Source organism: Clostridium manihotivorum, from assembly GCF_004015185.1.
In the GTDB taxonomy this organism is placed as follows: Bacteria; Bacillota; Clostridia; order Clostridiales; family Clostridiaceae; genus Clostridium_AR; species Clostridium_AR manihotivorum.
This window is the reverse complement of record NZ_CP025746.1, coordinates 4,716,600-4,732,345: the sequence shown is the minus strand read 5'-3', so window position 1 is coordinate 4,732,345 and position 15,746 is coordinate 4,716,600. Positions and strand designations below refer to the sequence as shown.

The 15,746-nt window shown below is 31.3% G+C and carries 10 protein-coding genes, 1 tRNA gene and 2 pseudogenes; 8 read left to right on the top strand and 5 right to left on the bottom strand.

Features of this window, described 5'->3' with window-relative positions; genetic code table 11:
- Position 1 precedes the first annotated feature (1 nt).
- Complete coding sequence (locus tag C1I91_RS21275) at positions 2 to 1,090, bottom strand: IS4 family transposase (RefSeq protein ID WP_238475853.1); 1,089 nt, start codon at positions 1,088 to 1,090, stop codon at positions 2 to 4.
- A gap of 214 nt (positions 1,091 to 1,304) precedes the next feature.
- Positions 1,305 to 1,691, bottom strand: coding sequence for an SMU1112c/YaeR family gloxylase I-like metalloprotein (gloA2, locus tag C1I91_RS21270; RefSeq protein WP_128216063.1), 387 nt, complete (start codon positions 1,689 to 1,691; stop codon positions 1,305 to 1,307).
- A gap of 638 nt (positions 1,692 to 2,329) precedes the next feature.
- Here gloA2 and C1I91_RS21265 point away from each other — a divergent pair.
- The gene (locus C1I91_RS21265) at positions 2,330 to 3,094 is read left to right on the top strand and encodes a DUF2087 domain-containing protein (protein ID WP_128214677.1); all 765 of its coding nucleotides are present in this window, start codon (positions 2,330 to 2,332) and stop codon (positions 3,092 to 3,094) included.
- A gap of 492 nt (positions 3,095 to 3,586) precedes the next feature.
- On the opposite strand, the gene C1I91_RS21260 is transcribed toward C1I91_RS21265, so the two are convergent.
- Positions 3,587 to 4,816: an aminopeptidase gene (locus C1I91_RS21260; protein WP_128214676.1), complete on the bottom strand. Its 1,230-nt coding sequence runs from the start codon at positions 4,814 to 4,816 to the stop codon at positions 3,587 to 3,589.
- Between the two features lie 651 nt (positions 4,817 to 5,467).
- Between C1I91_RS21260 and polA the strand changes: the two genes are divergently transcribed.
- From polA to C1I91_RS21225, 7 genes are all read left to right on the top strand, one after another.
- Positions 5,468 to 8,074 (top strand): DNA polymerase I, encoded by a 2,607-nt coding sequence (gene polA / locus C1I91_RS21255; protein ID WP_128214675.1) that lies wholly within the window; start codon positions 5,468 to 5,470, stop codon positions 8,072 to 8,074.
- 10 nt (positions 8,075 to 8,084) lie between these two features.
- The gene (gene coaE, locus C1I91_RS21250; RefSeq protein ID WP_128214674.1) at positions 8,085 to 8,684 is read left to right on the top strand and encodes a dephospho-CoA kinase; all 600 of its coding nucleotides are present in this window, start codon (positions 8,085 to 8,087) and stop codon (positions 8,682 to 8,684) included.
- A 170-nt stretch (positions 8,685 to 8,854) separates the two neighbouring features.
- Entirely contained in the window at positions 8,855 to 9,397 is a 543-nt protein-coding gene (locus C1I91_RS21245) for a lytic transglycosylase domain-containing protein (RefSeq protein WP_128214673.1), read from the top strand.
- A 316-nt stretch (positions 9,398 to 9,713) separates the two neighbouring features.
- A complete protein-coding gene (locus C1I91_RS21240; RefSeq protein ID WP_128214672.1) occupies positions 9,714 to 10,826 on the top strand; it encodes a glycosyl hydrolase family 8 in 1,113 nt (370 codons plus the stop codon).
- A 103-nt stretch (positions 10,827 to 10,929) separates the two neighbouring features.
- A tRNA-Leu gene (locus tag C1I91_RS21235) sits at positions 10,930 to 11,012 on the top strand.
- 151 nt (positions 11,013 to 11,163) lie between these two features.
- Entirely contained in the window at positions 11,164 to 12,153 is a 990-nt protein-coding gene (locus tag C1I91_RS21230; protein ID WP_128214671.1) for a tyrosine-type recombinase/integrase, read from the top strand.
- Between the two features lie 283 nt (positions 12,154 to 12,436).
- Entirely contained in the window at positions 12,437 to 13,720 is a 1,284-nt protein-coding gene (locus tag C1I91_RS21225) for a DEAD/DEAH box helicase family protein (RefSeq protein ID WP_128214670.1), read from the top strand.
- Between the two features lie 574 nt (positions 13,721 to 14,294).
- Here the strand turns inward: C1I91_RS21225 and C1I91_RS21220 are convergent.
- Both C1I91_RS21220 and C1I91_RS21215 read right to left on the bottom strand, forming a co-directional pair.
- Positions 14,295 to 14,528: pseudogene (locus tag C1I91_RS21220) on the bottom strand (integrase core domain-containing protein); the annotation flags it as partial.
- Between the two features lie 49 nt (positions 14,529 to 14,577).
- A pseudogene (locus tag C1I91_RS21215) lies at positions 14,578 to 15,721 on the bottom strand (IS3 family transposase).
- Positions 15,722 to 15,746 lie beyond the last annotated feature (25 nt).

Below are 15,746 nucleotides of genomic sequence, written 5' to 3'. Positions count from 1 at the left end.
ATTAGCCTTGCATATATTTCCTGAAGTATGTACTCCACCTTTTTGAATGAAAATGTAGCAATCCAATAGTATATTTCAAATCACGGAATGATGTTTCAATTCCCCAACGCTTGAAATAGAGTTCTTTTAGTGTTTGAGGTGAAAATTTCGTTCTATCTAGGTTTGTAACAACAACCTCATAAGTATCATCAGTAATTTTAAATCGTACAATCCGAAACGGTAGTTTGTACATTACTGTAGGATCACTTTTTCTATTTGTCTCTGGGAGATAGTCAAATGTCTTATTTTTCCCAATTAGTCTATAATGGTTTTTATCCTTAAGCAATTCTTTCACTTTATTAGTTTGTTTTCTAGTAAGGTTTAAATCAATATCAACATCAAATTCATCAGCAGATGGAAGTTCAAATCCATGTAAAATACCTGATGCATGACCATGAAAATCTTTTATTCTTATTAGGAATTTCCATCCTTTTTGTTGAATGTGTGCCATATTGTTATAAGATTCATACCCTCGATCCGCAAGGATAATTGCTGGAGTTTTAATAGTAGATCTGTCTACCATGTCTGTTAATGCCTTACATTCATTGGAAAGCTTTCTTCTCAGCACAATTACGTCCTCGTAGGTATGTTGATTAAGATCGTATAATGCATTTAAATGCAAAAGGTTGTACGGTTTCCTAGAGTCTTTAAATTCATATAAGGAATCCAAATCGTTTTTATTTGTTGGAATATGTATGTCAGATCCATCGACAGCCAAAAGGCGATAGCCTTTAAATAGATAATCAGTTGTTGTTTTGTTAACGAAGTTATGAAATAATTTTTCAAATGCCGTAGTCAAGATCTTTGCCCTTTGTTGAACAAAGGCCGCCGATGTAGCTGTGTCAATAGAGCATCCCCATTGATTTAAAAGCTCATTACTTAAAGTATTTCCTTCCATTCCTAGCAAAGAAAAAATTATTTTATCAAAGGGAAGTTTTCGATTTCTAAGGAAATCCTTGTCGGGATTCCTAATATTCTCTTTAGGATTATCGCGAAGCTCTTGAATAAGTTCAAATAAAGTGGATCTCAATTCTTGTGACTTAGTATTCATATGTATTCTCCTCGTAATTGAAATTTCTCTCTAATTACAAGGGCCGCTTTCACTACCTTTAAAACAATTGGTAGTGAAAGCGGCCACATATTTTTGAAATGCTGTCAAGTGATAATTAAAAAAAATAAAAAAGACCCACAGCACATATTTGTGATGCAAGCCTTTCCTTAACTTAATGACATTGAGTTCGATTCAGTGAATTTTTTAATTGTCCTTATTTCTCATATATCTCCAAAGGAAGATGATCAGGGTCTTCGAAGAAAGTAAACTTCTTGTTGGTAACCTCATCAATTCTTATAGGTTCTGTTACGATAGCCTTTTTATTTAATTCACGAACAGCTTCATTTATGTCATCTACCTCAAAGGAAAGATGTCTTAACCCTCTAGCTTCAGGGTAGCTAGGTCTTTCAGGACAGTTGGGAAAAGAGAACAATTCTATCTGATAAGCCCCATTAACATTTAAATCAAGCTTATAAGAATCTCTTTCTTTTCTATATATTTCTCTTTCTACAGTAAATCCAAGTTTATTTACATAGAAATCCTTTGATTTTTCATAATCAGAGCAGATTATAGCTATATGATGTATTTTATTTATTTTAATCATGATATCCTCCTAAAGATGGTTAATTTGTAAAAGTTAATAAAGCCTTGTAATAAGCTAGTAACGCATACTTGTGTAGAAAGCTTTCTCTTAAAGGGTTAGCTTAAAGATAACTCAAATTTGAAACCTGTTTCTGTATGCTTAAGATTAACTTTTTAAAAAGCCTATTAGTATGTGTTAAATAAATGTTGCTAAGGGTATCCTTTATGAAAATTTATTGTATATATGCTTCATGAACCTGGCTTCTGGGGATAATCAATCATGCATAAATTAGATAGTTGGATACCTATAAGGCTTTTATGGATAAAAGTGTAACATAAATAGTATTTTCCTTCAATACACAAGACATGGAGACACTCTACATGGAACTTTTCAATATAAAGTTCCATATAAAGATGTGCCACTTCATAATAAAAATTATATTTTTAAATTATCATCTCAGAAAACGGAGAGATTTTGAAAATAAGTTTCCGGCTGAAGTAGTATGTCTGTTCATAAGAATATATATAAATATGTTGAATTAGTATAGTGCATATAAAAACTAAACTTAAAATAATTTTGTTTGAGTATATATAAACTTATTAATAATATGTTGATAAAATATTTATAATTGAATATAATGGTAGTGAGGTGATTATGTGGGGAAAGATTATTTGTTTGATTTTAGCCTAGAGGTAATTGAGAAAGGGTTCTTTTATGATGAAAAAAATAAGCACTACAAATGCTTGATTTGTGAAAGCACCTTTGAAAAGGGAAGAGTGTACAAAATAGGCGAAGAATTTTACGATGCAGAGAAAAGCTGTGAAAAACATATTAATGAGGTTCATGGCGAAATGTTTGACTTTCTTATAGATAGAAATAAGAAAATAACAGGTTTAAGTGACAACATGAAGGAATTCATAAAGCTTAGTCATCAGGGGCTTAACGATAAGGAGATTGGAACTAATATGGGCTTGTCAGCTTCTACAGTAAGAAGTTATAGATTTAAGCTTAAGGAAAAAGAGCTTCAAGCTAAAGCCCTTCTAGCTATTTTAGATTTAATGAAAAATAATTCACAGGAGGTAGAGGATAAGGAAATGTCAAAGCTTGTAAACGCACATTTATCAGCAACAACTTTAGATGACAGATATAATATAACTGAAGAAGAACGGAGAGAGGTATTAAAAAATTACTTTGATAACAATGGTGCCCTTAAGGTATTCCCATCAAAGGAAAAGAAAAAGCTTGCAGTACTATCTCAAATAGTAACTAACTTTTCTAGAGATAAAAAGTATACTGAAAAAGAAGTTAATGGTGTTCTAATGAGAATATTTGATGACTATGCCACTATAAGAAGATGTCTTATAGAGTATGGATTTCTCGATAGGACAAAAGACTGCAGCTATTATTGGGTAAAACAATAAAAGTCTGCTAACCCGCACTATGACTATATATTTATATAATTATATGAATATATGATTATATAAAGTTTTAATTATATAATCATAAGAAGTTAAGAAGTTAAGAAGTTAAGAAGTTAAGAAGTTAAAAAGCTAAGAAGCTAAGAAGTTTAATTTCAATGAAAAATATTTTGCTTATTAAGATGGTTTTCAGCATTTACATGAGGAAAATCTAGTAGGCACCATAATTTTTTACTGTTTATCCTAAATATTTGTTTTAAACAATTGACATTACTAGGTTTCGCTAACACAAAAATATACTTTGTTAGACAGTAAAAAAGCGATGTATAAAGAAGGGTTGAAACATCTTTATACATCGCTAAATTTTATAGCATAGCCAAATTTATGTCATATCTAAAAACAATTAGTTCTAATATAGTTTAGTTTTTTTCTAATATTAAAGCATAGAATGACTGACCACTTAAATTCAACATGGTACTTTAACAGGTATAAATATTAAAAAGCCCAGTTACCTGACTTAAATATTTGGATTACTTCCCCTTCATTTGTAGTACCTATAATATTAAGATCTTCAGTACCAACCATGAAGTCAATGTGAGTTAAGGATTGATTAGCTCCTCTTCTCTCAAGCTCTTCTTCACCTAGGTTTTCCCCATCCTTCATGTTTATAGAATAAGAAGCACCAATTGCTAAGTGGCAAGATGCATTTTCATCATAAAGAGTGTTGAAGAATATAACACCTGAGTTTGATATTGGAGAGTCATAAGGTACTAAAGCCACTTCTCCTAAGTAGTGTGAACCTTCATCTGTTTCTACTATGCTCTTTAAAACATCGTAGCCTTTAGCAGCTGTAAAGCTAACTATTCTTCCATTTTCAAAGGTTATTGAGAAGTCATCGATTAAGTTACCACCATAATTTAATGGCTTTGAGCTATAAACTATACCGTTTACTCCTGTTTTCTTTGGAAGAGTGAAAACTTCTTCAGTAGGCATGTTTGCGATGAATTCTACACCATCATTGGTATAGTCAGCACCACCTGCCCAGATATGACCTTCTGGAAGCTCTATAGTTAAGTCTGTGCCTTTTGCATTTGTGTATTGAAGCGTTTTAAAGTTCTTAGAATTAAGAAAAGTCATCTTTTCTTTTAAGGTAGCCTTATGCTTATCCCAAGCAGCCACTGGATCTTCACTGTCAACTCTTACAACCTTAAAAATCTGCTCCCATAAAAGCTCTACAGCTTCTTCAGCAGTATTATCTGGGAAAACCTTTGTAGCCCAGCCTACAGTTGGAATAGAAACTATTGACCAAGAGTTTCTGTTGCTCATAAGTCTTTCGCTGAATTCCTTTAAAGCTATTTGAGAAGCTTTTTGGTTTCTGCCAATTCTTTTTGGATCTACATCCTTTAGTAGTTCAGGATCAGAAGCGGATATGCTCAAGAAAGCAGCGCCTTCTCTAGCAGGGCATATTCTAGCATCAGCTAACCATTGTGGTATGGTATCAAAGGTTTCTTCAGGAGCTTTTAAGTATCTTATTTTGTTTGATATTTCATCATTCCATTGGATAATTACATCCTTTGCCCCTACTTCATAAGCTATTTCAGCAGCCAATCTAGTAAATGGAGCACATTCAATTGGAGAGCTTATAACTAGCAATTGATCTTTTTGTATATTAACACCAGTCTTTACTGCAAGCTCAGCATATTTTCTTAATAATTCATCTTTCATATGAACACCTCTCTTGTAAAAAGTACTTTATATTAGATTTTACCAAATCATAGTAATAAGTTAAATCGTTTCTTAATAAATTTTTACTAATTCTTGAGAAATTAATACAAAACATGAATTAATAAAATTATTATGAGAAAAATCATTATAAGGAATAATATTTGTAGATATATTAAAAGATATTTGTATTTTATTCTACATATATTGAATATGCTTTAATTTGCTAAGTATTTGGCTTAGTGTGGTTGGAAAGAAATAGGGTTTATATTATAATAAATAAGTAGAGTTTTAGATTAAATCTTTAATGTTAAAATTAATGTTGCACTATTAGAGAATGTTTATAAATATGTAATAGCTATGTCTGAAGACTATTTTAAAAGTTTCTTTGGATTATTAATGAAGAGTTTGAAGTTAGCTATTAATAGTTAAGATCATCAATTATGAAATTAAGTGATTTATCTATAATAAAACTTTAATTTACAACATGGAATATACTTATAGGTTTTAGTCAATAAAGATATTAAGGATGTAACACTTCAATCTGAAATCTAAGTTTTATTATAAAGTGGTACATCTATATGACAATGAAAAATTACTTGGATTTAGATAAAATATGAACATGGAACATGAGACAAATTTGGAGGATTATTTATGAAACGTTTATTGATATTGGATGGTAATAGTTTGCTTAATAGAGCTTTCTATGCTATTCCACTTTTATCTACTAATGAAGGTGTTTACACCAATGCAGTTTATGGTTTTACCAATATGCTTATAAAAATGAAAGAAGAGCTTAAACCTGACTATATAGTTTCTACTTTTGACAGAAAAGCTCCAACCTTTAGACATCTTGAATATCAAGATTACAAGGCTGGAAGAAAAAAGATGCCTCCAGAACTTGCAGCACAATTTCCTATTGTAAAGGAAATGCTTAATCTATTCAGCATAAGCATCTACGAAATGGATGGTTATGAAGCGGATGATCTTATAGGAAGTTTGGCTAAATTTGCTGAAAGCAATGACATAGAGGTATACATAGTTACTGGAGATAGAGATGCACTTCAGCTTGCTTCAGATAATATTAATGTTGTTATAACTAAAAAAGGAATAACTGAAAAAGAGATATATACAAGAACAAGAATGATTGAAGAGATGGGAGTAACTCCAACTCAATTCATAGACGTTAAAGGTCTTATGGGAGATCAATCAGATAATATACCAGGTGTACCTGGAATAGGTGAAAAGACTGCTTATAAGCTGATTCAAAACTATGGAAGTGTAGAGGGCGTATTAGAACATGTTGAAGAGATAAGTGGTAAAAAGGTTAAAGAAAATCTAATACAGTATAGCGAGCAAGCTATATTCTCCAAAAGACTTGCTACTATCAATACAGAAGTGCCAATAGATTTTGATTTAGACGAGATAAGATCTAATGAAAACTTTGATAGGGAAGGACTTAGAAGGCTTTTCTTCAAGCTTCAAATGAAGACACTGCTTGATAAGATTCCAGAGGCTGAAGGCGAAGAAAAGTCTGGTGCTGACAGTGAAGTAGACTTTAAAAAGATAAATTCGGTTGAAGAACTTAAAGCAGCGATAGACTCCTTAGAGAAGGAAGTTTATTTTACCTTTAATTTAGATGGCATAAGCAAATATTCTCTTTTAACCATAAAAGATATATTCATATCTGATGGGGAAAAGAATTATGAAATAGTTTTTGATGCAATTAATGATAAAAATGGTATTGAAGTATTAAGACAATTTTTTGAGAATGAAGACATCAAAAAGGTAAGTCATGATGTTAAAAACTTCTTAACTGCTCTAAGAAAGCTTGATATTGATATGAAGGGACTTATATTTGATACTGCATTAGCTGCTTATCTAATAGATTCCTCAAAGGGTGATTATCCTATATTAACCTTAGTTAATGAATACTTAGGCGAAGATCCTAAAGGTGATGTAGAAACTGTAAACATGAAGCTTTGCTTCCATATGAAAAAGTTATATGGTTACCTTAAGACTAAGATTGAAGAAGCTAAGATGGAAAACCTGCTTTATGATGTAGAGCTTCCGCTAACTTTAGTGCTTTCTTCTATGGAGGAATATGGGTTTAAGGTTAATTCCTCAATATTAGATGAGCTTTCTGAAAAGTTTAAGAAGGAAATAGATGAAACTCAAAAAACAATTTATGAGCTTGCAGAGGAAGAATTTAATATTAATTCACCTAAACAATTAGGAAAGATACTTTTTGAAAAGCTTGACCTGCCAGTGGTTAAAAAGACAAAGACAGGATACTCTACAAACGCTGAGGTTTTAGAAAAACTATCAGATAAGCATCCTATAATAGATAAAATAACTTATTTTAGGCAGCTTACTAAGATCTATTCAACCTATATTGAAGGTCTTAAGGCTGTTATAGATGAAGATGGTTGTATACATTCTAACTTTAATCAAACTGTTACAACCACAGGAAGATTATCTTCAACAGAACCTAATCTTCAAAATATACCTATAAAGTATGAGATGGGTAGAGAGATAAGAAAGGTATTTATTCCTAGAGAAGAGAAAGATGTTATTCTTTCAGCAGATTATTCTCAAATAGAACTAAGAGTTTTAGCTCATATAGCAAATGATGAGAATATGATTGATGCATTTAAGCATGACATAGATATTCATACAAAGACTGCATCAGAGGTATTCAAAACACCAATTGGTGAAGTTACATCCTTGATGAGAAGCAGAGCAAAGGCAGTAAACTTTGGAATAGTTTATGGAATAAGTGATTTCAGTCTTTCACAGGATCTGCACATTACTAAAAAAGAAGCAAAGGAGTATATGGATATATACTTTGATAGGTACCCTAAGATCAGAGAATTTATGGATAACATAGTTAAAGATGCTGGGGCGGAAGGTTACGTTACAACCATAATGAATAGAAGAAGATTTATACCAGAAATAACTTCTTCAAACAAGATGGTAAAAGCCTTAGGGGAAAGATTGTCCATGAATGCACCAATACAAGGAAGTGCGGCGGATATAATAAAGATGGCCATGGTCAATGTTTATAATAAGTTAAAAGAAAAGAACATGAAAAGTAAATTAATACTTCAAGTACACGATGAACTTATAATAAACGTGGTACCTGAAGAACTTGAAGCGATTAAGGCGCTTATTAAAGAAGAGATGGAAAGCGCTGTGAAGCTTAATGTTCCACTTGAAGTTGATATTAATATAGGTGAAAGTTGGTACGATGCTAAGTAAGGAGGAAATTATGATAAAGGTTGGTTTAACTGGTGGGATTGGTACTGGAAAAAGTACTGTTTCTAAGATGCTTCTAGAGTCGGGCTTTTGTATCATAGATGCAGATAAAATAGCAAAGGATGTACTTTCAAAATATCCAGAGATACTATTAAGAGTAAAAGACGATTTTGGAGATGGCTTTTTTGATTGGAGAGGCGAATTTAGAAGAAAAGAGTTTGGCAATCATATATTCCGATTTCCTAAACAAAGAGTAAAGTACGAAAATATAATAATGCCTTATATAATAAAGGAAATAAATGAGCAATTTGAAGCATACAATAAGAAAGGTGTTGGAATCGTCATTTTAGACGCTCCAACACTGATTGAAAATAATATGAATGAAGAGATGGACTTTGTTATATTAGTTTGGTCAGATAGCAGTGCCCAACTTTCAAGGCTAAAACTAAGAGACAAACTAAGCCAAAGTGAGGCTTTAAACAGAATAAATGCTCAGCTTCCTTTGGAGAGAAAGAAAGAATATGCGAATTTTATAATAGATAATAGCGCAAGCTTAGTAAAAACCAAAGAGCAGGTTGATGATATGATAGAAATATTGAGCCTTTACAAATAATATTTTTAATATTATTTTATCTATTATTTTAGAATATAGTCCTTCAATACGGAAAGTATTTTTAACTAAACTTGATTCTGTGGGGAGGCTTTAAAAATATAAACTGAATATTTGAAGTGGCTTATCTATAGTAGATAAAATAAAGGCCCTACTATATTTAGGAGAAGATTATGAAATTAAGAAAGTACATTGTATTTTTTGTTATTGTTATTGTGGTTTTGTCAGTTTGTAGATGGTGTGTTTATAATGTTATTTACCCATATAAGTATAAAAGTGTTATTGAAAAGTACAGTGTAAAATATGATTTAGACCCATTATTAGTGTTATCTGTAATAAGGGCTGAAAGTAATTTTAATTCAAATGCTCATTCTTTTAAAGATGCACATGGACTTATGCAGGTAACGGATAGTACTGCAAAGTGGGCGGCAAAAGAGATGAACATAAGCTATTCGGATTCTTCCGAGCTTCTAGACCCAGATTACAATATAAATATGGGTTGCTGGTATTTAAAGAACCTAAGGGATGAATTTAAGGATATGGATTTAGTCATTGCTGCCTATAACGGAGGTAGAGGAAACGTAAATAAATGGCTAGGTGATAGTAAGTATTCCGGTGACGGTAAGACGCTAAAATATATACCTTTTAAGGAAACAGACAAGTATTTGAAGAAGGTTAAAGTAAACTATAATATATATAAGTTCTTATATAAATAAACTATATTGAAGTCAAGGGGTACTCCCTAGGATACATTAATAGTATTACTAACATATAAGAGTTTTATTACTATAAATAATAGTGATTTTTAAAGAAGTTATTTGTAATTGATAAAAATTGTACCTATTGTAGTACGCCTTAACTTCATAAGATATAATTGAAGAGGTTTGCTAAAAAATATAACAGTATAAAATATAATATGAAAAACTGATGATAATGTATACCACTTTATAACTAGACAAGCCTGGTAGTTTAGGCGTTGTTTTGAGTAAGGTGGTATAAATTTATGAGTTACAAAAGGATAGGGAGTGAAGCATGAGAAAAAAGATACTAGGAATATCATTGACCATACTTGTAATTGCTGGAATTTTAACTTTTAAAAACTTAAGATATATAGTTCCTATACATATTAATAAACAATGGACTGTTCCAAAGATAAGCAAGGAAGAAAAGATTACCTTTGATTTTATAAATAATAATTTAAGTTCACAAAATAGTGGCATATATACTAACTATTTAGATCAACCAAGTTCAAAGGATATAACAAAGGGCCATGCAGTTCTTTCAGAATCAGAAGGACTTATAATGCTATATGCAGTAGAAAAAGGGGATAAAGCTCTTTTTGATAAACATCATGATATAGTAATGAATAAAATGCTGCTTAAAAGTAATTCCGTTGGCTGGAGATTAGAAAAGGGCACCTTGGCTGAAACCTCTGCCACAATAGATGACTTCAGGATAATAAAGGCCTTAATATACGGCTATGATAGATGGAAAGAGTTCAAATATAGAAAAGATGCTATAAAGCTATCAGATTCAATACTGAAAAACAACATGAAGGATGATATACCAGCGGACTTTAAGGATGCCTATGGAGTAAGTACCTCAACAACCATATGCTACTTAGATATTGACATCATTAATATACTTAAAAATATAGATAGAAGATGGGTAAAAAAATATAATGAAGCAAAAAGTCTAATAAATAAAGCGTACATATCTAAAGAACTTCCTTTGTATAGAACTACCTATGACAATGAAAAAAAACAATTTGTAGATCAAAAAGAAGCGGACACACTTTTATCTTTATTAACAGTGACATACCTAAAATCAGATGGTGAAGATGTATCATCAACAGTGAATTGGATAAAGGAAAAGATGATAACTGATGGTGCACTTTATGCAAAATATGATATAGCTACAGGGAAAAATTCCACTGATATAAGATCTACAGCTGTATATGCCGTAGCTGCAATGATAGCAAAGGACTGTAAGGACAAGGAACTATATGACCTACTTATTAAAAAGCTTATAGAGTTTCAAGTAGTAGATAAAAACAATGAAATCTATGGTTCCTTCGGAAATGCTGACACAAAAGAAGTATATTCTTTTGATAACCTCAATGCACTGTTAGCTATGCAGAATTAAAAAGCCTTTGGTAGAAAAATTCATATCAGACTATTGAAATAATTAAAACATTATAATATAATATTCACGTGTCATAAAAATCTTGGCACATGATATTATATATGCGAGAGTGGCGGAATCGGCAGACGCGCACGTTTGAGGGGCGTGTGGGAGACCGTACGGGTTCAAGTCCCGTCTTTCGCACCAAATAGAATAAGGACGTTAGTTATATAGCTGACGGCACAGGTTCATTTAGCGATACGTCTATAGAGTGAAAATTCTATAGGCGTATTGCTTTTTTTAGCCTAGACGTATGCCTTTTTAATTAAATTTGTTTAGTTAAAAGGAGATAGAGAGGATGGCAAGACGTAAAATCAAGTTAAGTAACGAAATTATTAGTGAGGTAATTCCTGTATGTAGTTTAACAATTGCAGAAGTTCAAGAATTGTTTGATAAGGATAACAAGGAAAGAGGACTAAGAACCCACACGATAAAGTTTTATCGGGAGATAATGAACTGTTTCTATAAGTTTGTGGACTATAAAACCAATATATCAGAGGTTACAAAGCAGGTAGTAGAAGAGTACATTGTATATATGAAAGAACGAGGATTGGCGCAAAATACTATTCATACAAATATAAGAGGATTAAGAACATTTCTATACTTTGCAATGCGTGAGGAGTATATTCCACAATATAGAATCAATGTTCCAACGCCATCAAAGAGACCTCTAGAAACTTACGAGGAGGAAGAAGTAGTAAAGTTATTAGTTAAGCCTGATTTAAATAATTGTAGTTATAGTGAATATATAGCGTATGTTGCTACTAACTTATTTGTATATACTGGCGCAAGACTTAACAGTATCTTACATATAAGACTATCTGATATAGATTTAAATGGGAAACAAATATATTTTACACATACTAAGAACGGTAAGCCTCATACAGTTCCCTTAGCCTCTCCATTATATGAACCTTTAAAGGAATTTATAGCTATAAGAAAGAAACAAGGAGCTAGCGAAGGGGATAGGCTTTTAACATCAGTTTATTGTGAAGAGCTGAATGAAGGAATGTTACAGAAGTATATAAAAAGCTATAATAAAAGTAGAGGTGTAGATAGGACTTCTATACATGCTTATAGGAGGTTTTACATTAAGTCTATGGTACTCAACGGTGTACCTATACCTAAAATTCAATATCTAGTGCAACACTCAACAGCAGACTTAATTTCTCATTATACTAAGTTGTACAGTAGTGAATTAATAGATGATGTTGAACAGTTTGCAAGCAGATTAGTAGCAAGCGAAAAGAACAACAAAAACAAAAAGAAGCTGGATTTATCTTATTAAAAATTAGTATGCTGCCTTTGTTAGAGGGTGGCATTTTTTTGTGCAAAAAAAAGGACTGCCCCTGTAAATTTTGGCAATCCCTTTTTGAGTCCGTAGTGAAATCATGGATACTCTTCTTAGATAAAGTATATCTAAAAACCAATAAAAAATCAATTAACCTGTTGAAAAAATCAATTTAATCTTGGCCAAAGTGATGTGCTTGAATGACAGTATTTATTTATGTCACAAAATCAGATCTTCTCATACATAACTTTTGATAAACAAATGAGGAGGTCAATATTAAATGTTTAATCCAATTAAATCTGACACAACAGTTACAGTAGTAGATAGCATTATGGGAAGTGGGAAAACTTCATGGGCAATTCAATTTATGAATGAAACACCTGAGGTTCAGAAGTTTATATATGTAACGCCGTATCTATCTGAAGTTGAACGTATAAAAGAGAATGTAGTTAATAGAAAGTTTGTTACGCCTGATCCTAAGTACGGAAAAGGGAAGAAATATGAGCATTTAAAAAAACTTGTTGGAGAGGGAAAGGATATTGTAATGACACATAGTTTGTTTAGCTATGCTGATGAGGAGCTGCTACAACTATTAGAATGGAATAACTATATATTGATAATGGATGAGGTTTTTGATGTTGTTGAGCAGGTACAAATAACCCAAGATGATTTAAAACTTTTGCTTAGAAACAATATTATATCAGTAAATGAAGATGGAAATGTAAGATGGCTAGATGATGAGATAAAAGAGACTAGATATAAAGATATAAAGCAAATGGCTGAAGTTGGAACGTTATACTTAGTTAATGACTCTGCTTTTATTTGGTTGTTTCCTGTAAATATATTTAGAGCTTTTGAAAAGGCTTTTATCTTAACATATTTATTCGAGGGGCAACTTCAAAGATATTATTATGATTTCTACAATGTAAAATATGATTATAAGTCAGTTTTATATGAAAATAGTAGCTATAAATTATGTCATTATGATAAGAGTATTGAAAGAAGAGACTACTTTAAAGGTCTAATAACTATATGTGAAGACTTAAAGCTTAATAGTATTGGAGAGAAGAAAACTGCGCTATCTAAAAGTTGGTTTACGTCAAGTAATAACGCTACAAAGGTTAAGCAATTAAAAGATAATCTATATAACTATTTTCAACATAAAACTAAGGCGAAATCAGAAGAAATTCTATGGACTTCATTTAAGTGTTGTAAAGAAAAGTTAAAAGGGAAAGGTTATAGTAGCGGAGTTAAAGATGTGGATTATAACAATACGGTAATTACAAACAAGAATAGATGTTATACGCCTTTTAATTTACGTGCTACTAATATGTATAGGTATAAGACAGTATTAGCTTTCTGTATTAATCGTTATATGAATCCTATACAAAAACACTTCTTCCAACATAAAAATATAGAGGTTAATGAGGATTTACTAGCCTTATCTGATCTATTACAATGGATTTATAGAAGTGCAATTAGAGACGGCAAGGAAGTACAAATATATATTCCTTCATTGAGGATGAGAACGCTATTAACAAAATGGTTAGATAACGAAATATAGTAAATTATACTGGGCAGGAGATAATACCTGTCCTTTAATTTTGTATAACGTTGCGTATATGTCGGGAAATTAAACTTCCCAAAACCAAAGCTAAAACGGCATAAATACTAGCATAGAGCTACATAGTCCTTAAAGAGAAAAAGTATAATATTAAAACAATACGAAACATATATTTTTTAGAGATTCTTGCGAAGCAAGTGACACAAGGTACTTAGTAGCTTGGGGCAGTTACTCTATAAACGTGATTACACAAAAGACTATCTTATTTATTCGCTCTTCACTCTTCGCTCTAAATAATCTCAATTCTATCGAATTGTAGTAAAAGATAGATTATTATCTTAAGTTTCAATATTGTTATATTAAGTAAGTATATAATATATAAATTTCGTATTAGAGAAAATCTCTTAATAAATAGTAGTTGTTTAATTTTAATAATAAATATCACTATAAAAAACGCTATAATATTGATAAGTTTGTAGATTCATATCTAATATGGAAGTAATGTGTTAGTTATGTGGAATTATGTATGAATTTGGATCTATGTCAATATATTAGACACAAAAAGTTGAACTTTTTACGCAATTTTTCTAGCTAAATCTTCACATTTTTGCGGGGTTAAATAGCCAATACTACTATGTATCCTTTTTCTGTTATACCAAGCTTCTATATACTCAAATATAGCAAGTCTTGCAGCATCATAATCAAAATACTTAACAAGGTGAACTTCTTCTTTTTTTAAAGAAGCATGAAAGGACTCAATACAAGCATTATCATAGGGACAGCCTTTACCACTAAAAGAATGAGTAATTAATTTAGTGGATCTATGTCAATATATTAGACACAAAAAGTTGAACTTTTTATGCAATTTTTCTAGCTAAATCTTCATATTTTTGCGGGGTTAAATAGCCAATACTACTATGTATCCTTTTTCTGTTATACCAAGCTTCTATAAACTCAAATATAGCAAGTCTTGCAGCATCATAATCATAATACTTGACAAGGTGAACTTCTTCTTTTTTAAAGAGGCATGAAAGGACTCAATACAAGCATTATCATATGGATAGCCTTTACCACTAAAAGAATGAGTAATTAATTTAGTGCTGTTGATATATTCTTTAAAAGCAGAGCTTGTATATTGACAGCCTAAATCGCTATGCAGGATCAGTGGCTTGGTTGGCTTTTGCAACTTAATTGCATTTTTCACCGCTTGCAAAGCAAGGTCGGTATCAATAGATTTAGACATGGCATAGCCAATTATTTTTCTACTATATAAGTCCATAACTGACGCTAAATAGCACCAACCATCCTTAATTGTGTGGATATAGGTAATGTCTGTTACCCATTTTTCGTTAATTGTGGTTGCATTGAAATCTCTTTTTAAAACGTTTTATTGTGTTTCTATTTTGTTTTTAGATGAAGTTGGTCTGAACTTTTTTACTATTATAGATTTTATCCCCAGTTTCTTCATTAATCGTTGGGTTTTCTTTAGACTTATAGTTATCCCTGAGGATTTTAAAGCTTCGTTTATCTTAACTGCCCCGTAACGATTTTTGCTCTCTTTGTGGATATTTATAATCTTTTCTTCTATTTTTGAATTTTCTATTGCTCTATTGCTAGGCTTTTTATGTAAATGTTTATAATATGAGCTCCTAGACACCTTTAAAACCTTGCACATAAGCTTAATATCATGATATTTTTGGTTGTTAGTTATGAACTCAAATACAGTAGTTACTTCCTTGCGAATATGCCCATGGCTTTTTTTAATATTTCATTCTCTTCTTCAAGTTGCTTATTCTTTTTTATTAAAGCCTGATAATCTGCTGCAGTTATAGTTGTACCTTTATCAACAGCTATAGGTTTATTCTTCTTTATCCATCCAGTTATTGTGGATTTTGATAGGGCATATTCACTGCTTAACTCTGCTAAGCTCTTTCCAGCATTATAAAGCTCTACTATTGTATTTTTGAATTCTTCCGTATATTGTTTTTGGCCTCTTGACACTTTAACACTTCCTTCTCTTTCTTTA